At 66.1% G+C, this 20951-nt stretch carries 25 protein-coding genes; 16 read left to right on the top strand and 9 right to left on the bottom strand.

The features are described from left to right. Positions 1 to 2: 2 nt before the first annotated feature. Positions 3 to 608 (bottom strand): DUF1415 domain-containing protein, encoded by a 606-nt coding sequence (locus THPRO_RS07540; protein WP_052064255.1) that lies wholly within the window; start codon positions 606 to 608, stop codon positions 3 to 5. Between the two features lie 209 nt (positions 609 to 817). Further along, positions 818 to 1759, bottom strand: a complete 942-nt coding sequence (locus THPRO_RS07535; protein WP_038089102.1) for a Rossmann-fold NAD(P)-binding domain-containing protein — start codon at positions 1757 to 1759, stop codon at positions 818 to 820. Between the two features lie 110 nt (positions 1760 to 1869). On the opposite strand from THPRO_RS07535, the gene THPRO_RS07530 reads away from it, so the two are divergent. Both THPRO_RS07530 and THPRO_RS07525 read left to right on the top strand, forming a co-directional pair. After that, positions 1870 to 2748, top strand: a complete 879-nt coding sequence (locus THPRO_RS07530; protein WP_065089447.1) for a LysR family transcriptional regulator — start codon at positions 1870 to 1872, stop codon at positions 2746 to 2748. A 356-nt stretch (positions 2749 to 3104) separates the two neighbouring features. Then, positions 3105 to 3527, top strand: a complete 423-nt coding sequence (locus THPRO_RS07525; protein ID WP_236717274.1) for a YbhB/YbcL family Raf kinase inhibitor-like protein — start codon at positions 3105 to 3107, stop codon at positions 3525 to 3527. A gap of 13 nt (positions 3528 to 3540) precedes the next feature. On the opposite strand, the gene THPRO_RS07520 is transcribed toward THPRO_RS07525, so the two are convergent. Beyond that, positions 3541 to 6078: a bifunctional diguanylate cyclase/phosphodiesterase gene (locus THPRO_RS07520; protein WP_065089446.1), complete on the bottom strand. Its 2538-nt coding sequence runs from the start codon at positions 6076 to 6078 to the stop codon at positions 3541 to 3543. Between the two features lie 266 nt (positions 6079 to 6344). Here THPRO_RS07520 and THPRO_RS07515 point away from each other — a divergent pair, with 266 nt between their 5' ends. From THPRO_RS07515 to THPRO_RS07500, 4 genes are all read left to right on the top strand, one after another. Further along, positions 6345 to 6710 (top strand): c-type cytochrome, encoded by a 366-nt coding sequence (locus THPRO_RS07515; protein ID WP_052064251.1) that lies wholly within the window; start codon positions 6345 to 6347, stop codon positions 6708 to 6710. 240 nt (positions 6711 to 6950) lie between these two features. After that, positions 6951 to 7544 (top strand): cytochrome b/b6 domain-containing protein, encoded by a 594-nt coding sequence (locus tag THPRO_RS07510; RefSeq protein WP_052064250.1) that lies wholly within the window; start codon positions 6951 to 6953, stop codon positions 7542 to 7544. Beyond that, positions 7541 to 8122, top strand: a complete 582-nt coding sequence (locus THPRO_RS07505) for a tetratricopeptide repeat protein (protein ID WP_082954513.1) — start codon at positions 7541 to 7543, stop codon at positions 8120 to 8122. The genes THPRO_RS07510 and THPRO_RS07505 overlap by 4 nt, the downstream gene beginning before the upstream one ends. Continuing rightward, entirely contained in the window at positions 8119 to 8493 is a 375-nt protein-coding gene (locus tag THPRO_RS07500; protein ID WP_065089444.1) for a DUF2493 domain-containing protein, read from the top strand. Before THPRO_RS07505 ends, THPRO_RS07500 begins: the two co-directional genes overlap by 4 nt. On the opposite strand, the gene THPRO_RS07495 is transcribed toward THPRO_RS07500, so the two are convergent. Together THPRO_RS07495 and THPRO_RS07490 are read right to left on the bottom strand one after the other, a co-directional pair. Next, entirely contained in the window at positions 8490 to 9053 is a 564-nt protein-coding gene (locus THPRO_RS07495; protein ID WP_052064247.1) for a response regulator transcription factor, read from the bottom strand. The two genes, THPRO_RS07500 and THPRO_RS07495, sit on opposite strands and share 4 nt — an antisense overlap. Before the next feature lie 4 nt (positions 9054 to 9057). Beyond that, positions 9058 to 10347, bottom strand: coding sequence for an ATP-binding protein (locus THPRO_RS07490; protein ID WP_038089098.1), 1290 nt, complete (start codon positions 10345 to 10347; stop codon positions 9058 to 9060). Between the two features lie 222 nt (positions 10348 to 10569). Here THPRO_RS07490 and THPRO_RS07485 point away from each other — a divergent pair, with 222 nt between their 5' ends. The 3 genes from THPRO_RS07485 to THPRO_RS07475 all read left to right on the top strand — a co-directional run bounded on the left by THPRO_RS07485 (position 10570) and on the right by THPRO_RS07475 (position 12968). Continuing rightward, a complete protein-coding gene (locus THPRO_RS07485; protein WP_052064246.1) occupies positions 10570 to 11475 on the top strand; it encodes a hypothetical protein in 906 nt (301 codons plus the stop codon). Between the two features lie 62 nt (positions 11476 to 11537). Continuing rightward, positions 11538 to 11909, top strand: a complete 372-nt coding sequence (locus THPRO_RS07480; protein ID WP_038089095.1) for a copper resistance CopC family protein — start codon at positions 11538 to 11540, stop codon at positions 11907 to 11909. Between the two features lie 9 nt (positions 11910 to 11918). Then, entirely contained in the window at positions 11919 to 12968 is a 1050-nt protein-coding gene (locus THPRO_RS07475) for a copper resistance D family protein (protein ID WP_038089091.1), read from the top strand. A gap of 13 nt (positions 12969 to 12981) precedes the next feature. Here THPRO_RS07475 and THPRO_RS07470 read toward each other — a convergent pair whose 3' ends face one another. Further along, positions 12982 to 13398, bottom strand: coding sequence for a thioredoxin family protein (locus THPRO_RS07470; RefSeq protein ID WP_052064245.1), 417 nt, complete (start codon positions 13396 to 13398; stop codon positions 12982 to 12984). Between the two features lie 74 nt (positions 13399 to 13472). On the opposite strand from THPRO_RS07470, the gene THPRO_RS07465 reads away from it, so the two are divergent. The 4 genes from THPRO_RS07465 to THPRO_RS07450 all read left to right on the top strand — a co-directional run bounded on the left by THPRO_RS07465 (position 13473) and on the right by THPRO_RS07450 (position 17130). Continuing rightward, entirely contained in the window at positions 13473 to 14312 is an 840-nt protein-coding gene (locus tag THPRO_RS07465; protein WP_038089088.1) for an NYN domain-containing protein, read from the top strand. A gap of 33 nt (positions 14313 to 14345) precedes the next feature. Further along, the gene (msrA, locus tag THPRO_RS07460) at positions 14346 to 15014 is read left to right on the top strand and encodes a peptide-methionine (S)-S-oxide reductase MsrA (protein ID WP_065089442.1); all 669 of its coding nucleotides are present in this window, start codon (positions 14346 to 14348) and stop codon (positions 15012 to 15014) included. A 4-nt stretch (positions 15015 to 15018) separates the two neighbouring features. After that, the gene (locus THPRO_RS07455; protein WP_038089233.1) at positions 15019 to 15867 is read left to right on the top strand and encodes a sulfurtransferase; all 849 of its coding nucleotides are present in this window, start codon (positions 15019 to 15021) and stop codon (positions 15865 to 15867) included. Between the two features lie 267 nt (positions 15868 to 16134). After that, entirely contained in the window at positions 16135 to 17130 is a 996-nt protein-coding gene (locus THPRO_RS07450; RefSeq protein ID WP_038089085.1) for a zinc-dependent alcohol dehydrogenase family protein, read from the top strand. A 10-nt stretch (positions 17131 to 17140) separates the two neighbouring features. Here the strand turns inward: THPRO_RS07450 and THPRO_RS07445 are convergent, their stop codons facing one another. Then, positions 17141 to 17476, bottom strand: coding sequence for a DUF1820 family protein (locus tag THPRO_RS07445; RefSeq protein ID WP_038089080.1), 336 nt, complete (start codon positions 17474 to 17476; stop codon positions 17141 to 17143). 170 nt (positions 17477 to 17646) lie between these two features. Here THPRO_RS07445 and THPRO_RS07440 point away from each other — a divergent pair, with 170 nt between their 5' ends. Continuing rightward, entirely contained in the window at positions 17647 to 18354 is a 708-nt protein-coding gene (locus tag THPRO_RS07440) for a pirin family protein (RefSeq protein WP_065089441.1), read from the top strand. A gap of 20 nt (positions 18355 to 18374) precedes the next feature. Here THPRO_RS07440 and THPRO_RS07435 read toward each other — a convergent pair whose 3' ends face one another. After that, on the bottom strand, positions 18375 to 19277 hold the full coding sequence (locus tag THPRO_RS07435) for a LysR family transcriptional regulator (protein ID WP_038089077.1): 903 nt from the start codon (positions 19275 to 19277) through the stop codon (positions 18375 to 18377). A 58-nt stretch (positions 19278 to 19335) separates the two neighbouring features. Continuing rightward, positions 19336 to 19497, bottom strand: coding sequence for a hypothetical protein (locus THPRO_RS16970; protein ID WP_161489949.1), 162 nt, complete (start codon positions 19495 to 19497; stop codon positions 19336 to 19338). A 135-nt stretch (positions 19498 to 19632) separates the two neighbouring features. Between THPRO_RS16970 and THPRO_RS07430 the strand changes: the two genes are divergently transcribed. Both THPRO_RS07430 and THPRO_RS07425 read left to right on the top strand, forming a co-directional pair. Continuing rightward, complete coding sequence (locus tag THPRO_RS07430; protein ID WP_065089440.1) at positions 19633 to 20199, top strand: YfaZ family outer membrane protein; 567 nt, start codon at positions 19633 to 19635, stop codon at positions 20197 to 20199. Further along, positions 20177 to 20947 (top strand): ferredoxin--NADP reductase, encoded by a 771-nt coding sequence (locus tag THPRO_RS07425; protein ID WP_236717273.1) that lies wholly within the window; start codon positions 20177 to 20179, stop codon positions 20945 to 20947. The genes THPRO_RS07430 and THPRO_RS07425 overlap by 23 nt, the downstream gene beginning before the upstream one ends. Positions 20948 to 20951 lie beyond the last annotated feature (4 nt).

Below are 20951 nucleotides of genomic sequence, written 5' to 3'. Positions count from 1 at the left end.
CGTCAGCCGTCGGCTTCCTTGTCGGCGGGCAGCCGGCAGCCCGCGAGCGTCGAGCGTAGCCGTTCGCCGCCGAGCGCCCTGAGGATTTCGATGTTGCGTTCGGGGATGGCCTCGGGGTCCGGGTAGCGATCGAGTACCGCGCTCAGACTGCTCTGGCGCAGCAGATGCAGCATGGGATGGGGGGAGCGGTTGGTATAGTTTTCCGCATCCTGTGGCCGTGTGCCGGCGAACTGGTAGTCCGGATGGAAACTGGCGATCTGGTATTCGTCACTCAGTCCGAGATCCTCGATGAGGGCGTCGGCAAGATCGAGAAAATCGTTGTAGTCGAGGAAGTCGAGCAACGCGCCGGGGTGGATCAGCAGGGTGGTTTCGGTGTCAGCCGCAGGGCTGTTGTGCAGATGCAATACGGCTTCGCGCAGATCGCCGAGCAGATCCTCGGCGCCGCGCGCGTCCGACACCATGTAGCGAATACGGTCGGCCTCGAAGGGGCTGCGCGCGAAGGGACACAGGTTGTGGGCGAGTACCACGCGCTCGATCCAGCAGCGCGTCTGGGCGACCGCATCGGCGGGTTCCGGCCGTGGGTGGGCCGTGTTCGTATCGCGGGTCATGGGGCAGCTCTTGAGTGAGGGTGGTTCGCTCGGGCGGGTCGCGTGATGTTCAATCTCGTCGCGCCGTCTTTCGCTGGCGGAGCCTAACAGGAAACGCGTGCGGTTGCCGGTCTGTGGGAGAACGCATTGCGCGCCATTTCCATATCGGCGTGCCGGCTCGGACACTCGCCGCGTGTCCGCGAAGCATGGGATCAATACGTGCGCCGATGTCATGGCGACTCCACGTAGGACCAATGCAGTTCTCGCTGGTCGACGCTGTCGACCAGGCCGGCCGCGATCAGGGCCGCAGGCAGCTGCGTGAACGGTAACGAGCCGCCGAGGGTTACGCGTAGCTGCTCGCCGTCTAGCGGCGGCAGGGTCGCCGCGTCACCGGGATACGCACGGCGCAACGCGCGAAGATGCAGGGCAAAGCCCGCAAACGGATGCGTCGTATTCACGCCGAAGGGGAGAAGTTTTACCGGCCGACCACTGGCACGGCGTACGGTGTCAGCCAAATCAGCGAAGCTGAGTCGATATCCCGGAAAGTCGAATGCTGCGTAGGTGGGCAAGGCGCTATCGTGGTCGAGTAGCCGGCCGGTCGCGTTTGCGACGTCGGGCAGATTGGCCCATGTGTGTACACGATCGGATCCGCCGGGATGATAGAGCCGATACCCGGCGGGCATATCGACGAGCAACTGCGAAAGCAGACCATTCGGGGCGTGTGCCCCAATGAGGTCGCCAGAGCGCATCAAGATGACCCGGGAGCCGTGCTCGATGGCCGAACGCAGCGGGTTTTGTACGTCGGGTATGAGGTGATCGAGCGTTGCTGTCGGATCAAGGCCGCGGCTGGAGGACATTTTCGGGCGCGCGTACAGATTGTCATGCAGGACCAGTGTGGCGCCCGAGTCTGCGGCGGCCATCGCGAGAGGCCAGAGTTCATGCGGCCCGAGATACGGGCTACCCGATACGATGGCCTCGACGCCATCGGCGGCTCGTGCCAGGTGCTGGGCTTGCCGGGGATCTCCCGTGAGGTATTCGATGCCGCTCATCCATGCCGATCCAATGGCCGAGCGGGGCATCAAGCTGCGTACGTGCCAGCCCCTGCGCAGGAGTGCGGACGCCATATGGATGCCGAATCCATGGCCAATGTCGATCACGAGGGCGGTTTTCATCGTCGCTGCACCTTTGTAGAGAGAGGGGGAGTCGCTGGAAAAATCCTACGGGGCAGCGTAATCTGCGTAAATTCCTCAATACAGCAATGCATTAGTGCATATATGCACAGATGACCAACTGGGAAGATCTCCGTCATTTTCTGGCCGTGGCGCAGGCCGGCAGCCTTTCCGGTGCAGCGCGGACCCTGAAAGTGGATCACGCGACCGTAAGTCGCCGATTGGCCGCGCTGGAGCGTCGGCTGGAGGCGAGGCTGGTCGAGCGGTTGCCGCGTGAGTGCCGCCTGACCGCGACGGGCGAGCGCGTGTACGCGCTCGCCTCGGAAATCGAGAGTCAGGCCTTCGCAATCGATCGTATTGCCCGCGGCGAACAGGCGCAGCTCAAGGGCGAGGTGACCGTGAGCGCGACGCCGATGACGGTGGAAGCCATTCTCGCCGTTCGCTTGGGGGATTTCCGTCGGCGTTATCCGGGTATCCAGCTTTCGTTGTCGGCGCAGAACTTGTTCGTGTCGCTCACTCGGCGCGAGGCCGATATCGCGGTACGCATGGATGCGCCGGGCGAACAGAACAATGTGGCGCGCAAACTGGGCCAGATTCCTTTCGCGCTTTACAGCAGCCGGGATTATCCACACCTGGATCGGCCCGAGGCCTGGGAATTCATTTTTTATGACGCCCAGTTCGAGTCGGTGTCCAATCAGCAATGGTTGATTCAAGCCGCCGGTACGCGTGAGGTGGCCTGCCGGGTAAGCACAACCGCCGGGCAGCAGGCCGCTGCGCGAGCGGGTGCCGGCGTCGCCAACCTGCCCTGTTTTCTAGGGGACGCAGATGAACAACTGGTGCGTCTGCCCTTTGACGGCGAAGCGCATATGCCTGATTTGTGGTTGGTGGTTCACAGCGACCTAAGGCGTTCTGCGCCCGTTCGCGCGGTCATGGATTATCTGGTGGAGGTTTTCGCGGAATTCTGCGAGGTTGCCGTGGACCGAGGAGCGTAGTTTGGCGATGCCAAATCAGCGACGCGCAACGCCGGGTGGCGGTTTTCCGGGCGCAACCCGCAGGGCCGGGTCCCGTTTCGCGTTTCGCGGTGTTGCCGCTCGCGCGTGTGGGCGGCCACGCCGCGCGCGCCGCGCCTGGCGAGCCACGGAAAGTGGCTCCGGCCACGGCACGCGACCCCATCGTGTGAACAGGGCCTAGGGCGCTGCCAGGGAGGTGGATGATGAAACGGAGCAGCACGAAGTGGCGTTTGTATGCGGTGGTCCTCGGATTTGTCTTGGCCTGCGGGGTGGCTTGGGCCGCTTCGCCATTCTTTAGGCTCGCTTCGGGGGCTTTCGTGGAGGGTGGGTCGATACCAGTGCGCTTCACCTGCGACGGCGCGGGGCTGGCACCGCCATTGAGCTGGGCCGCGCCGCCGGCCGGCACGCGCAGCCTCGCCCTGATCGTGACCGATCCGGACGCGCCCGATCCGAAGGCGCCGCGCATGACGTGGGTGCATTGGGTGCTCTACGATCTGCCGCCGACGGCGGGCCGTCTGGCCGAGGGCGCGAAGGCGCCACCGCGCGGCGCACGGGGCGGTTTGAGCAGCTGGAACCGAACGGGGTATGGCGGTCCGTGCCCGCCGATCGGGCGGCACCGCTATTTCTTTAGGCTGTACGCGCTCGACACGCGCCCCGATTTCGCATCCCCGCCCGACCGTGCGGCCCTGCTCGCTGCGATGCGCGGTCATGTGCTCGCCGAGGCGACGCTGATGGGCACCTACCGCCGTCCGGGGCGCTAAGGCGGCGGGCGGTTCAGGTCGGTTGCGCGGCGGCTGGCGCGAGGGCGGCGGTCTTCGCCGCGGCTGCCTGGCTGTTTTCCGGTATCGGCTGCGGCTTGCCGATCCAGAAACCCTGGGCGTAGTCGATGCCGATCTCGCGCAGACGCTCGATCACGGATTCGGTTTCCACGTATTCGGCCACGGTCTTGATGCCGAGCACGCGGCCGATGTCGCAGATCGAGGTGACGATGGCGTGATCGAGGCTGTCGTCGAGCAGATCGCGGATGAAGCAGCCGTCGATCTTGATGTAGTCGACCGGCAGATCCTTGAGGTAGGCAAAGGAGGACATGCCGCTGCCGAAATCGTCCAGCGAGAAGCGTACGCCCAAGGCCTTGAGTTTGCGGATGAATTCGCGCGCATGGCCGAGGTTGGTGATGGCCGCGGTTTCGGTGATTTCGAAGCACAGGCAGCCGGGGTCGACGCCGGTTTCGCCTAGGCGTTCGGTGATGTAGTCGATCAGTCCGGCGTCGCCCAGGCTTTGGCCGGAGAGGTTGATCGAGTAGGTGTGCGGTGTGTCGTCCTGCTCGCGTTGGCGGCTCAGGAGGTCGAGGACGTTGCGGATCACCCAGCGATCGATGGCCGGCATCAGGAAGTAGCGTTCGGCGGTGGGGATGAAGCTCATCGGCGGGGAAATCTGGCCGTGTTCGTCGCGGTAGCGCAGCAGTACCTCGCAGTGAGCCGGCTGCGAACCGGGATTCAGGGCGCTGATGTGCTGGCAGTAGAGCACGAAATGATCGTTGTCCAGGGCCTCGCGGATGCGGTGCGCCCACTCCATTTCCTGGCCGCGCGAGGCCAGCAGCTCGGCCTTTTCGTCGTAGATTTCGATGCGGTTGCGGCCATTGTCCTTGGCCAGATAGCAGGCGGCATCCACGGCGCTGAGCAGGCGGGTGACGTCGCTGCCGAAGGCGTTGATGCTGACCAGACCGGCGCTGATGCCGATGCTGTAGGTACGGTCCTTCCAGGTGAAGCGGAAGTGTTCGACCGTTTCGCGCAGCTTTTCGGCCAGCCGGCGGGCCATCACCGGTGGGCAGTCGCGCATGATCACGCCGAATTCGTCGCCGCCGAGGCGGGCGATGGCGTCGGCTTCGCGGAAGCAGCTGCGCAGCAGCAGGCTGAGCTGCTTGAGCAGCTCGTCGCCGGCGATGTGGCCGCCGGTGTCGTTGACCAGTTTGAAGTGGTCGAGGTCGAAGTACACCAGCGCGTGTTCGCGCTCCTCCTCCTGGCAAGAACGGATGGCCTCGCGCAGGCGCTCGTCGAACTCCGTGCGGTTGTAGAGGCCGGTGAGGGCGTCGTGGCGTGCCTGGTAGTTGAGCTTGCGGGTCAGCTCCTGGCGCTGGCTGATGTCGCGGAACACGACCACCGCGCCGATCAGGCTGTCGTCGTCGTCGCGGATGGGCGAGGCCATCAGGTCGACGGCGATCTCGCTCTGGTCGGCGGCGTTGATCAGGTTGACCGAGGGCAGACGCGAGGTGCGGTGTTCGTCGAAGACCGCATCCATCGGCAGGGTGACGGGACGACGGGTGGTTTCGTGCAGGATCGACAGTATCTCCGCCACGGGGCGGCTCAGTGCCGTTTCCGCGGACCAGCCGCTCATTTGCTCGGCCATGGGGTTGAGGTGGATCACGCGTCCGTCGAGATCGGTGGTGATCACGCCGTCGGCGATGGCATCCAGTGTCACCTGACCGCGGATCTGCTCGTGGTGCAGCGCGCGCGAGGTGTTTTCGAAGCGGTTTTTGAGCGCCCGTTCGGCGCGCTCGTGGTCGGCCAGCCGCGTCTCGACGAGCACGATCAGCAGGGTGGCGGCGAGCAGGATCACCATGATGCTGCCCAGGGCGACCGCGAGCCAGAAGCGGTTGAGGTCGTTGCCGCCGGGGATGAGGGTATTGGTGGCGAGGGGGGTGTACTCGACCGCTGCCATTCCGGTGTAGTGCATGCCGCAGATGGCGATGCCCATGGCCAGCGACGCCGCGAGGCGCAGGCGCATCGGCGGCAGCATCTGCGCATGCTTGCGCGAGAGGTGGTAGGTCATCCATAGCGCCGCCGTGGCGGCGACCACGGCGATGACGATCGACAGCCCGAGAATGAACGGGTCGTAGTGCGGGCGGGCGGGCATGATCATCGCCGCCATGCCGATGTAGTGCATCGAGGCGATGCCGCCGCCCATCAGCAGCCCGCTGATGACGAGCCGTCGGGCGCCGAGCTGGCTGCGCGTGGCGATATGCAGGGCGAAACCGGAGGCCGCGATGGCGACCGCCATCGACAGCACGGTGAGGCCGGTCGCGTAGTGGATGCGCATGCCGGTCTCGAAGGCGAGCATGCCGATGAAGTGCATCGACCAGATGCCCAGCCCCATGATGATCGCGCCGGTGATGAGCCAGAGATCGGCACGGCGGCCCGCGCCGTGCTCGGAAACGCGGCGGGCCAGTTCCAGCGCCGTGAAGGAGGCCATCGTGGCAACCACGAAGGAGAGGCCGACCAGCGGCATGTTGTAGGCGGTGTGCAGGTCGTGCATGGCTTGAGGGGTTCTCGGCTGCCCGGGCGCGGACGTCGGCAGCGAAGGCATGGGCCCATTGGCTGGTTGTTATGAGTTGTAGCGTAGTTTCGGGGGTTGCAGCGGTAAAAGGCAAGTATATAAGTCTACGCTAATTTACTTCGGGTTGCGCGCTGAAGTCTTCCGCTCGTTTCGTGATCCCGATCAAGCGACGGCGCGGTCGCCGGCGGTAGATTACATCTTGCCCCGACCACTGTCGGTGGCATCGAAAACGGGAGTGCCGCGATATGAAAAAAATTGTCAGATCCCTTCAGGCCGCCGGCGTCGCCATGCTGCTCGCCGGCCTTTGCGCGCCGGCGTTGGCCACGCCTAAGGTGAATCAGGCGGATGCCGCCAAGTTGCTCGCCTATGTGAACGCCAAAGGCCTTGCCTGCATGGGTTGTCATGCCGTCAATCATCGGGTCGTCGGCCCGGCTTGGGCCGACGTGGCGTTGCGCTATCACGGCAAGGCTCATGCGGCCGCCGACGTCAGCAAGGCGATCGCGAATGGCAGCAGCGGCCTGTGGCCCGGCTATCCGCCGATGCCGCCCGGCATGGCCAGCCCGGCGCAGGCGAAGGTGCTTGCCAAGCTGATTCTCAAGCTGGCCAGCTGAGGCCGTGCAGACTCGTTTTGCGTCAGCCGGGTCTCAGGGTGAATCAGTAAGGCTGAGCACAGGCGTTGCGGCGGCAAGCGCAGGATAAGCGGCACAGCCGCGCCAGATATGGTCTGGCGGCTACCGGAGCGTTGCAGCCGCCCGCTTTTCCGACGCTGGCGCGGGCTGTGCATCGTTTCCGAGTGGAACCGCGCATCCCCACGGGGTGCGTGGCGAGATCGAACCACCGGAGGCGACACGATGACCATGCACGCGCCCGATATGGGCCGCTCCTGGGATCCGACCATACGCTGGTTGCATCTGGGGATGGCCCTGACCATCACGTTTCAGCTGTTCAGCAGTCTCGACATGTCAACGCCCCAGACGGCGGATGTGTTTCTGATGCACCAGATCATCGGCGTGACTGCGGCCTGCCTGGTCACCGCCCACTGGGTCTGGATCGTCCGCTATCGCAACGGCTGGTATGTGACCCAGCTGTTTCCCTGGTATCCGAGCGGCCGCCGGGCGGTGCTCGCGGATCTGCGCGGGCTGCTGCGCGGGCAGCTGCCGGAGTCCGGCCCGCGAGTGGGTCTGCCGAGCTATATCCACGGTCTCGGGTTCCTGATCATGACCGGTATGGGCCTGACCGGCGTGCTCAATCTGCTGCTGCGCCCTTCCTTCAAGGGTATGCACGGCGCGGCAATCTTCACGGCCGTGTCGGAAACCCACAACCTCATCTCCTACCTGGCCTGGGCCTATTGGCTTGGCCATGTGGGCATCGTGGTGATCCATCAGCTTGCGCGCCAGCCGGTGGTGTCCTCGATGTTCGGGCCGCGCCGGGTGCGTCAGGAATGACTCGGCACATCGCAGGGTTGGTGTTGCTCGGATTGCTGTTGCCGCCGGTCGCAGACGCCGACATGAGTTCGGCGCAGGGGCATCGGCTGGCGGTGATGGCGCTGGCGCACGACGCGCGCGCCTACCTGCGTCTCGATGCCGCCGCCCACCGCGGCGACGCGGTGGCCATGAACTGGCTGGGGGCCTACTGGGAAAGTGCGGGCAAGCCCGCGCGCGCGCGGCGGGACTATCTGCGCGCGGCGGCCGCGGGCAATCGCACCGCGGCGCTCAACCTGGGGTATCTGTACCGCTTCGGGCGGGGCGTCGCGGTCGATCCGGCCAAGGCCGTGGCGTGGTACCGGCGCGCCGCGCAACTCGGCAGCGCGCGTGCGCTGGCGGAGTTGGGCGATGCCTATTACCTCGGGCAGGGCGTGCGCCGCGATCGTGCGCGCGCTTACCGCTGGTACTGGCTGGCGGCCAGCCGCTCGCCGCAGTGGCGGCCGGTGCTGCACGCGCTCGCGGACGAGATCGGGCCGGATGAAACGGCGCGGGCAACCCGGGCTGCGCAGGCCTGGCTGGCGCGCAGAAAGCAGCCGTGAGGCGGGTGCTCGTGGCGGGCGGCGCGGCGGACAATGCGCATTCGCGTGTCTACCATGCGCTCTACACCGTGCACGAACGCTGGCCCATCGCCTGCGTGATCCATGCCGGCCGCAGCGAGGTCGATCGACTGGCACAGGCCTGGGCGGAACAGCAGGGCATCGCCACCGAAGTGTTCGCTGCCGACTGGCGCCGCCGCGGCTTTGCGGCCGGCCCGGACTGCCACCGGCGCATGTTCGAGCTGGGGCGTCCGGATTTCCTCGTGGCCTTCCCCGGGGGGCGCGGTACGCCGGACCTGGTCGAACGCGCGCGGACCCAGGGCCTGCCGGTGCTCGATCTGCGGCGCCCGGCAGGGGTCGCGGTCGGCGCCTAGTGACGCACCGGGCGCTTCTGCAGCTTGCGCTGCAGGGTGCGCCGGTGCATGCCCAGCTTGCGTGCGGTTTCCGAGATGTTGCCGTTGCACTGCTGCAGCACCTGCTGGATGTGCTCCCATTCCAGGCGCTTGACCGAGCAGGGGCGCTCGGCCGGGGTGATGCCGGGGTCGCCTTCGTCGCGGTGCAGCGCGGCGACGACCTCGTCGGCGTCCACGGGCTTGGTGAGGTAATAGATGGCCCCCAGCTTGATGGCCTCCACGGCGGTGGCGATGCTGGCGTAGCCGGTCAGGATCACGGCGCGTATGCCGGGCGAGAGTCGCGCCAGCCGGTCGATCAGTTCGAGGCCGGAATCCTCGCCGAGGCGCAGGTCGACCACGGCGTAGGCCGGCTTGTGCTGATCGGCGAGGCTTTCGGCGTCGGCCATGTCCCTGGCCGCGATCACTTCGTAGCCGCGCTCGTTGAGCGCGCGGGAAAGCACGTGGCGGAATATTTCGTCGTCTTCGGCCAGCAGCAGGGAGGGTCGGGGAGCGGAAAGGGGGCTTGTCGCGAGTGATGTCATGGTTTTAGGTCGCTGAGAGTCGGTTAAGGGGAAGCTCGACCCGCGCGCAGGTGCCGCCGCCAGGGCGGTCGAGCAGGGACACCTGACCGCCGACCCGCTTGATGGCAGCGTGGGCCAGATAGAGGCCGAGGCCTAAGCCCTGCTCCTTGGTGGAGAAGGGCGATTGTCCGACCGTCGCCGAGGCCGCCGGCGCAAGGCCGGCTCCCCGGTCGCAGACCTCCAGAATCAGGTGCTGGTCATCCCATTCGGCATTGAGCTCGACCGCTTGGGGCGATGCGTCGGCGGCGTTGTTGAGCATGGTGATGATGGCCTGGGACAGCGTGCGCTCGGTGAGAATGCGCGGCTGGGCCTCCGGTCCCGCGAGTCGCGGCTTGACGCTGACGCCCGGGCGCATGAGCGTCCACTGCTCGAGGGTGTCGAGCAGGTAGCCGCGCACGGGTACGACGTGTCCGGCCTGGGCCTGCTGTCCGCCCGCCGAGGCGGAAATTTCACCGAGCGCTTCCTTGCAGCGGTCGATCTGGCCGCGCATGAGTCCCAGGCTTTCCTGCAGTTCCTCGTATTCGGCGCCCTTGTAGCGCCGCCGCAGTTCGCCGGTCAGGGTGGCCAGCGTGGCCAGCGGTGTGCCGAGTTCGTGCGCGGCACCGGCGGAAAGCATGCCGAGCGCGACCAGGCGTTCGTTGCGCAACGTCTCCTCGCGCGCCTGCGCCAGGGTGCGTTCGCGCTGGCGCAGCGTTTCCGCCATGCCGACCACGAAATACGCGATCAGCGCGGAATTGATCACGAAACGCAGCCACATGCCGGTCACCATGGGATCGAAGCCGGTGGCCGCGGCGCCGAGCGATGGCGGCATGGGCACGAAGTGGGTCATCAGCCAGGTGTAGGCCAGCACCGTAATGCCGGCGAGCAGCCATGTGTAATAGGGGCGCAGGACCGTGGCGGCGATGGTCAGCGGCAGCAGGAACAGGCCGACGAACGGGTTGGTGGCGCCGCCGGTGAAATAGAGCACCGCGGTCAGCGCGCCGATGTCGAGTAGCAGCTGGAACAGGAACTCGCGTTCGCCGCAGTCGCGCGCGCTCTGCAGGCGCAGCCAGGTGAGCACGTTGATCACGGCCAGGCCGCCGATGATCTGCAGCAGCGGGTCGAGCGGCAGGTGGATGCGGTACAGCTCGCGCGCGACGATGATCGCGCCGAGCTGCGCTGCGACGGCGAGATTGCGCATCACGTAGAGGCGCTGGAGGTTAGTCTTGCCCGGGCTGCCCGGACTGCGCGTGGCCTCGCTGACTGCGGCGTTCATGCTTTTCACCCTGTCATCTCCCGGCCTGGCGATGCGGATGCCGGGAGGCGTGCTCGGCTGCTTCGAGCCGTAAGCCGCCATGATAGTTCCGTTTTCTGCCGCAAATCATCCCATTTATGCGCAATCGATCCCTGCGACACTTCGTCGCAGAGACAAGATTAAGTTTTTATGATGATAATCCCGCCTTATCAAAAACCACTATATTTGCAGGAGGCAATGAGGATGCGACACCACTCACTCAAACAGCTGGGTCTCGGGATGATGGCCGCGGCGGCGCTGGCCGCGCCGGCGGCGGGTTGGGCCCATGCGGTGGCAGGAATGCGCGTGTTCCCGGCGACGATGAGCTTCGACGATCCGGGCGTGGCCAACGAATTTTCCACCAATTACAGCCAGATCAAGGCCGATGGCGTGACCACCAAGAATCTCGCCTTCGCCTACGCCAAGACCATCACGCCGAAATTCGGTCTGAGCATCGCCTCCGACTACAACTGGATCACCCAGCCCGGACAACCCAACCAGAGCGGCTGGGACAACGTGACCATCGGCGCGGCCTACCAGTTGTTCGTCAACGGCCCGCACGAGGCCATCGGCATGCTGGCCCTGAGCGACACGCTGGCGAACAGCGGCAGCGGCGGCATGGACAGCAACTTCTCCACGATTTCCCCCGAATTCGCCTTCGGCAAGGGCTTCGGCGACCTGCCGTGGTCGGTGAAGTACCTGCGCCCGCTGGCGATTTCAGGTGCGATTTCGGAGGATATGCCCTCCGATTCCACGCAGCCCAAGATGCTCAACTGGGGCGTGTCGCTGCAGTACAGCATTCCGTACCTGCAGAGCTTCGTGAAGGATGTGGGTCTTGGCGCGCCGTTCAACAATATGGTGCCGATCGTCGAGTACACCATGTCCCAGTGCGTGGACAGCTATTCCGTGTGCGCCAGCAGCGGCAGCCTTGACCGTACCGGCAGCGTGAATCCCGGCGTGATCTGGGTGGGCAAGTACTATCAGCTCGGCGTCGAGGCGCAGATTCCAGCGAACCGCGCCTCCGGCAATCACGTGGGCATACTGGTCGGCATCGACGTTTATCTGGATGATGTGCTGCCGCACAGCCTCGGCGCGCCGATCTTCGGTTGAGCCGCGGACGAGACCGGCCTTAGCCGGCGGGCGGGGGTATCCCTATAAACAGGAGGTGTCACATGTTGCGTGTTCTGAAACGCTTGGGCGTGGTTCTCGGTTTGCTGGCCGGTCTTGCCGTGTCGTTGCCCGCATGGGCGCATGCCTTTCCGGTCAAGTCCTCGCCGCAGGTCGGCGCATCGGTGGCGAGCGCGCCCAAGCAGGTCCGCATCTGGTTCGACGCGGATCTCAATGCACTGTTCTCCAAGATCAGCGTGGTGAACAGCGCCGGGCAGGTCGTGAGTACCGGCGGCGCCCATGTCCCCGCAGGCCATCCGCGCCTGCTGGAAACGGCGGTCAAGCCGTTGCCGGCAGGACAGTACTGGGTGAAGTGGAGCGTGGTCGCGCGCGACGGTCACCATACCGAGGGCAAGTTTCCGTTCCACGTCGGTTAGGCTGGCGTCATGGAAGCCTTTTTCGTCCTTGCGACCTGGCTGGACGTGATGGCCATCTCCGCCTGCGCGGGGGTATTGGCCTGTTGCCTCTGGGTGATGCCCCGGCATGCGCCGGGGCATTTCCATCAACGCCTCTGGGCCGGGCTTGGCGCCGCGCTGGCGTTGCTGACGGCCGCCAGCGCCGTCCTGCTCGTCGCGCGCACGCTGGAATTCAGCGGCGCGCCGTTCGCTTCGTTGCCCACCGATCTGCCGTTGGTGCTGCAACAGACCCAGTATGGCCATATCTGGCAGGTGCGGATGGCGGCGGTCGGCGTGCTCTGGCTGTGCTGGCTGGGGGGGGGCTCGCGTTCGCTGCGCCCCGTGGCCGCGCCGGTGTCCATGCTGGCGTTGCTGGTCGTCGTGTTTTCGCGTAGCGCCACGGGACATGCGGGCGATCAGGGTATCTATTCCGGCGGCGTTTGGGTCGACTGCCTGCACGTATGGTCCAGCGGCATCTGGGTGGGCAGCCTGTTCGCCATGTCGCTGCTGGTGTTCCCGCTGCTGTTGCGCCAGGTGGAGATCGAGCGCGCACTCGCGGCCGAGGTGTTCGCGCGGCTGTCGCGCGTGGCCACGCTGGCGCTGGCCGCCATCGTGGCCTCCGGTATCTACAATGCCTGGGGCGGCCTCGACGGCATCGGCGATCTGTGGCAAAGCCGCTACGGCCAGATTCTGAGCGTCAAGGTCGCCCTGGTGATCTGGATGGTCTACCTCGGCGGGCACAACCGCTATCACAAGGTGCCGGCCCTGCAGCGCTGGGTCGGCATGCCGACCGCGCCGGCGTCGTTTTGGCAGAGAGTGCCGGGCTGGCGGCCGCTATCGGCGACACGAGGCGGCGCCTACCTGCTGTCGCGCTGCGCGCGCGCGGTGCACCTGGAAGCCGCCCTGGGCGTGCTGGTGCTGGCTGCGGCGGCGCTGCTGCATCATGGGATGCCGCCAGCGGACATGCGTCACATGGGGTATGTGCCGGCCACGCCGCCGACGCTTGCCAGCATGCCGGTGCGGGGTGTCGGCCGCGTCTGAGCTCGCCTGCGGGTCAGACGCCCGTGTCGGCGGTTTCGGGGAAGGTCTCGTCGAGCAGGCGGCGGATGCGCGGCTCCGACTGGGCGCCGACCACGACGCGCGCGATTCGACCGCGGCGTATCAGCACCAGCGAGGGTGTGGCCATCACGCCCAGCGACCTGGCCAGTTCGATTTCCTGCTCGGCGTCGACACAGGCCACATCCCCGCGTTCCTCGCCCAGTCGCCGGATCACCGGTGTCATGCCGTGGCACATGACGCAGTGTCGACTCCAGAAGTAGACTGCGGCCTTGTCCGGCACGTGCCCGGGAAACAGCCGTTCGAGTCCCGCGACGGTCCGGCCGCGCTGACGTCGCGCGCGCAGCAACGGACGCCACTGCCAAGCGAGATAGCCGACGATAACGGTCGGGATCAGATAGGATGCAAGCGACATGGGGCAACCGAAGGTGAACCGAATGACAGCTTACACCGGCACGCGCGTCTCGGCATGCGCATGGTGCCCCGCGCATGGCTGAGCCGACCCGCAACATGGCGGTGTTCTGCGATTTCGAGAACGTCGCCCTGGGCGCGCGCGACGCCCGCTACGCGCGTTTCGAAATGCGCGAGATTCTCGAGCGCCTGCTGCTCAAGGGCAATATCGTGGTCAAGAAGGCCTATTGCGACTGGGAGCGCTACAAGGAATACAAGGCAGCCATGCACGAGGCCGCCTTCGAGCTGATCGAGATCCCGCACGTGCGGCAGTCCGGCAAGAATTCGGCCGATATCCGCATGGTCGTCGACGCCCTGGATCTGTGCTACACCAAGGCCCATCTCGATACCTTCGTCATCGTTAGCGGCGATTCGGATTTTTCGCCGCTGGTCAGCAAGTTGCGCGAGAACAACAAGGTGGTCATCGGGGTCGGCGTCAAGGAATCGACCTCGGACCTGTTGATTTCCAATTGCGACGAGTTCATCTATTACGACGATCTGGTCCGCGCCACCGTCAAGCCGCGCCGCTCGCGGGCCCGCAAGCCCGCAGCCAGGACGGCCCCGACGCGCAAATCGCCGCCCGCCGGGAGCGAGGCGGAGCCGGAGGTCGACGGCGAAGCACGCGCACAGGAGGCGCTGGACCTGCTGATGGCCACGGTGGAGGATTTGTTCGAGGAACGCGGCGAGGAAGAGAAGGTCTGGGGTTCTATGGTCAAGCAGACCCTCAAGCGCCGCAAACCCGGCTTCAGCGAGTCCTATTACGGTTTTCGCACCTTCAGTGCGCTACTGGAGGAGGCCCAGACCCAAGGCTTGCTGACGCTGGAGCACGACGAGAAATCCGGCGGCTACATCATTCGCGGCTATACCCCCGACGAATAGGCTGCCTGTCGCAGATCGAGGAGGATCGCGCTCATGTTCTGGTCTCATCGCGAGGGACGCCCCCTGCCGAGTGCGGAGGAAGCTCTGCCGGGGCGCAGCGAGGCCCTGCCGGCTCCCGCCCCGCACCGCGTGAACGGTCGTCCGCTGCTGCCGCCTTATCCCGAACGCATGCGTCTGGCGACGTTCGGCCTGGGCTGCTTCTGGGGGGCGGAACGGCGTTTCTGGCAGTTGCCGGGCGTCTGGGTGACGGCGGTCGGCTACGCCGGCGGCCATACGCCGAATCCAACCTACGAGGAGGTCTGTTCTGGCCTGACCGGGCATGCCGAGGTGGTACGGGTAGTCTACGACCCGGAGGCGATCGGGTTTGCCGAGCTGCTGCGCAGCTTCTGGGAGGCGCACGATCCGACCCAGGGGATGCGCCAAGGCAATGACGTCGGCACCCAGTACCGATCGATGATCCTGGCGCACGACGCCGCCTCCCTGACGGCCGCGCAGGCCTCGCGCGAGGTCTATCAGACGGCGCTGAGCGCGGCGGGTCGTGGCGCCATCACCACCGAGATCGGGTCGGCTGGGGCATTTTACCTGGCCGAGGATTACCACCAACAGTATCTCGCGCAGAATCCGGGTGGCTATTGCGGTCTTGGCGGAACCGATGTGGCCTGCCCTGCGCTGGCGGCGGGCGGACAGGCGGTGGAGCGTTGAGCCGATGAGCGACTGCTTGATCGATACCGAGCGTCTCGCCCAGGCGCTCGACAGCGCCGGAGACCTGGTGCTGGTCGATTGCCGCTTCGATCTCGCCCGCCCGGAGGCGGGGCGAGAGGCCTATCGGGCAGGCCACCTGCCAGGCGCGGTCTATGCGCATCTCGACGAGGATCTTTCCGGGCCCACCGGACCGCAGACGGGACGGCACCCCCTGCCGGACGTCGAAGGGTTTGCCGCGCGTTGCGGCGAATGGGGCATCGGCCCGGGCGTGCGTGTGGTGGCCTACGACGACGCAGGCGGCGCCTACGCCGCCCGTCTGTGGTGGCTGCTGCGCTGGCTCGGACATGCCGAGGTGAGCGTGCTCGATGGTGGCCTTGATGCCTGGCGCGAAAGCGGTCGCCCGCAGCAGACGGATGTGCCGCGGCCTTCGCCACGCTCGTTTACGGGGCATCCGGTCGAAGCCATGACCCTTGAGGCCCAGGCGCTTCAGTCCGCATTGGCCGCCCGTCGATGCCGGCTGGTCGACGTACGCGCCGCCGCGCGCTTCCGGGGCGAGATCGAGCCGATCGACCCGGTGGCCGGGCACGTGCCGGGTGCCGTCAACCACCCCTTTACACAGCTGCTGGACGCGCGCGGCCGTTTCCTGCCTGCCGCGGAATTGCGCGCACAGTTCGACGCATTGCTGGACGATCATCTGCCGGAGGCTCTCGTCGCGATGTGCGGTTCCGGGGTTACCGCCTGCCATCTGCTGCTGGCGATGGCGCATGCCGGTCTGCCCGGCGGGCGTTTGTATCCGGGTTCATGGAGCGAATGGATCCGCGATCCCACGCGCCCCGTGGCGAGCCAGACATAGTCTCTTATGTCCATATAATTAATACTTGTCGAAAATCCAGGCATTGGCTAAACTTATCGTGCCTTAAGTCATCTCCCTCCAGCCGGGGGGTGTCAGCGTCATCTTCCCGGTACGACTTAGGGTCTGCAGATGTTCTCCATTGGGTCCGGCACGTCGTGCCGGACCTTTTTTTGTCCTCGTCCAGAGCCGCTCGCCGGCGAATGCGCTATCGTCGCGGGATCAAGCCCGGGCATGCGCCCGCAAGCCGGATCGGTTGGGAGGACGACCATGAAAGCGATACAGATGACGGCGGCCGGTGGGCCGGAAGTGCTGCGCCCGGTGGACATGGCGGCGCCGACCATCGCCGGGCCGGGTCAGGTCCGGGTGCATGTGCGGGCTGCCGGCGTGAATCCGATCGATACCAAGATCCGCAGCCGCGGGCCGTTTTTCCCGGATGCGTTGCCGATCATCCTGGGGCTCGATGGCGCCGGCGTGGTCGCAGAGGTCGGGGAGGCCGTCACCGGTCTCGCGCCGGGCGACGAGGTCTGGTACTGCAATGGTGGCCTGGGCCGGGAACCTGGCAATTACGCTGAATACACCGTGATCGATGCCGCCGTTGCAAGGCGTAAGCCGGCGGGCGTGGATTTCGCCGAGGCGGCGGCCGGGCCACTGGTGCTGCTGACGGCCTGGGAAGGGTTGTTCGATCGCGCCGGGCTGCAGGGTGGTCAGACCGTGCTGGTGCATGCCGGCGCCGGCGGTGTGGGCCATGTCGCCATCCAGCTGGCCAAATGGGCGGGCGCACGCGTCGCAACCACCGTCGGCACGCCGGAAAAGGCGGCCCTGGTGCGCGAGTTCGGTGCGGACCACGTCATCGATTACCGGCGCGAGGATTTCGTCGCGGCGACACTGGCCTGGACAGGCGGACGCGGCGTCGACGTGTGCCTGGACACGGTCGGCGGCGAGACCTTTGCGCGCAGCGTGGCGGCCACGGCGCACTACGGCAGTCTGATCACCCTGCTCGAACCGGACACCGGAACGGCTTGGGGCGAGGCGCGCACGCGTAACCTGAAAATCGGTTTCGAGCTGATGTTGACGCCGTTGCTGCGGGCATTGCCGGAGGCGCGTGCGCATCAGGGCGATATCCTGGATCGCTGCGCCAAGCTGATCCAGCGTGGCAGCTTGCGCGTGCACGTCAGCCGGCGCTATCCGCTCGACGAGGCGGCAGCGGCGCATGCGGAGATCGAACGAGGCCGCGTGACGGGCAAGCTGGTGCTGCTGCCCTGAGCGCGAGGGCCTATTCGGTCGGTCTGGGTGGCGCAGGGTAGGGGAAGGCCGCGATCTTGCCGCCGGCGCTGCCGCCCTCGGCGAGGATGCGGTTGGCGCCCACCTTCTCGACCTCATCGATGCGGACCACCGCCTGCAGCGGTATGTAGGTGCGCTTGACGCCGGCAAACTCGGCCTTGAGGCGTTCTTCCGTCGGGTCGACGAGCACCTGCGAGCGTTCGCCGAAGACGATGTCCTCGACCTCCAGGAAGGCGTACATACCGCTTTGCGCCACTTTGCGCGCGTGCAGTTCGTAGAGACTGCCCTGGTTGTGGAAAACGATGCGGTAGATGCGCGATTTATCCATCGTCCGGGAAAGCGTTGTGAGCCTCACGCACATATGGGGGCGCAGTCCCGCGTCCACAAGCGAGCCATCGAATTCCCTGATCGAGTCGTGCAAAAGCCTTCACCCACCGCCGCTTGGCAAGCGTTAGGCTGTATCCCTCATCCATTCAGGGCATCGACGGGAGACGCATCATGCTCAAGCTGCGCAAGAGTGAGGAACGCGGTCGCGGCCGTCACGGCTGGCTGGAGAGTCGGCACAGCTTTTCGTTCGCGGGATATTACGATCCCAGTCATATGGGCGTTTCGCACCTGCGCGTGATCAATGAGGACCGCGTGGCGCCGGGTGCCGGATTCCCGACCCATTCGCACCGCGACATGGAAATCGTCAGCTACGTGCTTGAGGGCGCGCTGGAGCACCGCGACAACATGGGCAACCGGGCGCTGATCCGCCCGGGCGAGGTACAGCGCATGAGTGCAGGCACTGGCGTCAGTCACAGCGAGTACAATGCTTCGCAGATTCAGCCGGTGCATTTTCTGCAGATATGGATCCTGCCGGACACGGCCGGACTGACGCCGGGTTACGAGCAACGCGCGTATCCCGCTGCGGAACGCAGCGACCGCTGGCGTCTGGTGGCCTCGCATGACGGGCGCGAAGGTTCGGTGCGAGTGCATCAGGACGTGGCGCTCTACGCCACCCTGCTGGCCGCCGGGCAGAGGCTGGACCATGCGCCCGGCGAAGGGCGCGTGAGCTATCTGTTCATCGCACGCGGCGCGGGCGAACTCGACGGCATGGCGCTGGCGGCGGGCGATGCGGTGGAAGCCGATGCCGGCGATGCCTTGCGGCTGACGGCCGGCGAGGACCTGGAGGCGCTGCTTTTCGATTTGCCGCGGCTGGTCTGAGGGCGATGCCGCGCGGCGAGTCAGCCGATGATGCCTTCCAGCCAGTCACGGTGCGAGAGGCGTTCGAGGAACCACGCCAGCGCGCGCCCTTCGGCATTGCCTCGCCAGGCGAGCGACAGCCGGGGCTTGGGGACGTCGGCGGCGACCTGACGGGTGAGCAGACGGCCGCTGGCGAGGTCGCGCGCGATCAGGTGGCGCGGTAGATAGCCGATGCCCAGGCCGCGGCATTGGGCCTCGCGCTTGGCTTCCATGCTGGGCAGGGTCAGGATGGCCTGGGTACCGGCGATGCCCGAGCTGCGCGGTGGCAGATGGCGAGAGGAATCGGCGGCCACGATGACGCGGTGACTGCGGATCAGAGACTCGGGGATCGGTTCCGCCGCGCGGGCCAATGGGTGATGCGGCGCGACGGCGAAGACGAACTCGACTTCGCCGAGCGGCTGCACGTTGTAGCCGCCTTCGGGCGGGCCGTCACCCGGCGCGCCCGCGACCAGGTCCGCCCGGCCGCTCATCAGGGCATCCCAATTGCCGCCGAAGGTTTCTTCGCTCAGGCGCAGGCGGGTGCCGTGTCCGGCCGCATAAAATTCTTCGAGGACGGGGTACAGCCGCGAGATGGGGATCAGGTCGCTGACGGCGATGCGTAGCTCGGTTTCCCAGCCGGTGGACACGCGTTTGACCAGCGATTCGAGATCGTCGGCCATGCGCAGCAGGTGTCGGCCTTCCACTACCAGCTTGCGGCCGGCCTCGGTCAGTCGTGCGCGATGCCCGCTGCGGTCGAACAGCGTCACGTCCAGATCCTGCTCCAGCTTCTGTACGGTATAGGTGACCGCCGAGGGCACGCGGTGGAGGGCCTCGGCTGCGGCTGCGAAACTGCCTTTGCGCTCGATGGCGTCGAGCACGTTGAGCGCGTCCAGGGTGAGGCGCATGATGGGGTCCCGGCGGTAATTCGGTGGAATTATAGGCCCATCGGCGCCGCGCGCGGTCTTACTCCAGATACCGTCGAACCAACCACCAGCCCAGTACGACGCCAGCCAGCGTGCCCGCGCTGCTGAGCGCGAAGGCCATGCCGGTGCCGCCGGGCTGGCCGATATCCCAGCCCAGCCAGCCGCCGACGGTGGCGCCTGCCATGGTGACCAGTCGCATCATATTCTGTCGCTCCGCGTCGTTGAATGGCGACGGTGGACGGCGTTCGGGCCGGGAATGATAGACTTGTTCCCCGCCGTGCCCCGGTTTGCCGGGATTCCGTCCAACCCTCTGTTCTACTGTTCTTAAGGTGACACTATGCGCATTGTGACTGTCCTTGGAGCCGGTCTGCTGGCGGCGAGTTCCGCAGCGATGGCCAACGGCCTGGATTTCCAGCTTGGCAACCATACCGCCCAACTTCAGTTCTACACCGGTTCGAGTGCCTTGGGCTACAGCGGCGGCATCGTGGGTTTTGGCGGATTCGTCAACAGCCGCCACGACGTGATGGCCAATGCCAGCGTCAAGGTCGAAGGGTTGGCGGCAGGTGAAACGCCGCTGAGTTTTGGACTGGGCGTCAAGGCGTATGCCGGTTCGATCGACAAACCCAATGACAATGTGGGGGCAATCGCGCTCGGCGGTCTGGTCAAATACACTATTCCCTACCGCATGCCCATGGCCGTGGTGCTCGAAGGCTATTACGCCCCCGATATCACCACCTTCGGCCAAGGCAAGTCCTTCTCCGACCTCAGCCTGGACTACCAGATCGAGGTTACGCCCGGCGCGACGGCCTATGCCGGGTATCGCGTCCTGCAGACCGACCTGAAGAACTATGGGGAATACAAGCTCGACAACGCACTGCACGTTGGCATCCGGCTCCATTTCTGACCCGCAGGCCACGCCGGCGGAGCCGCATGAGCCGCTCGCCGGCGGCGATTTCCGCGCCGAGATCGTCGAGATACGGCGCGAATCGCCCACGATCAAGTCGTTCTGGCTCGATTACGGCGACCAGGCATTCGCCTTTCTGCCGGGGCAGTGGATCGACCTGTACGCCCGTGTCGAGGATCAGGTTTCGGTGGGCGGTTATTCCATCGTGTCCGACCCGGGCGTGCGCGGGCGTATCCAGCTCGCGGTCAAGGATTCGAAGACCCACGCCGTCACGCACTACCTGCACGATCGTGCGCGCGTCGGCGACACGGTCGGCATCTCCGGCGGGCAGGGCGGCTTCCGCTACGAGCGTCACATGGGCGACCGGCTGGTGTTGCTGGCCGGCGGTATCGGCGTCACACCGCTGTTGAGCATCCTGCGGCATGTGTATGCGACCGCCCCCGATGTGTCGGCGACGCTGATCTACAGCGTCAGCGATCCGCAGGACATCCTGTTCCGCGAGGAACTCGACGCGATGAGCGCCGCGCGCGAAAACATTCGTTGCTTCTACACCGTGACCCAGCCGCTCAATCGCGACTGGAGCGGCTTCGAGGGCCGCATCAACCGGGTGCTGCTCGACGAGGCCGGCGTCGATTGCGACGCGCTCTACTACTTCTGCGGCCCGCCGGGCTTCGTCGACGACATGGCCCGCGATCTCAGCCACGGCGGGCTATCGCCGGCGCAGCTGATCTACGAGAAGTGGTGGTAGTGGC

The sequence above is a fragment of the Acidihalobacter prosperus genome (assembly GCF_000754095.2).
Lineage (GTDB): Bacteria > Pseudomonadota > Gammaproteobacteria > DSM-5130 > Acidihalobacteraceae > Acidihalobacter > Acidihalobacter prosperus.
This window is presented reverse-complemented; position numbering and strand designations above follow the sequence as displayed.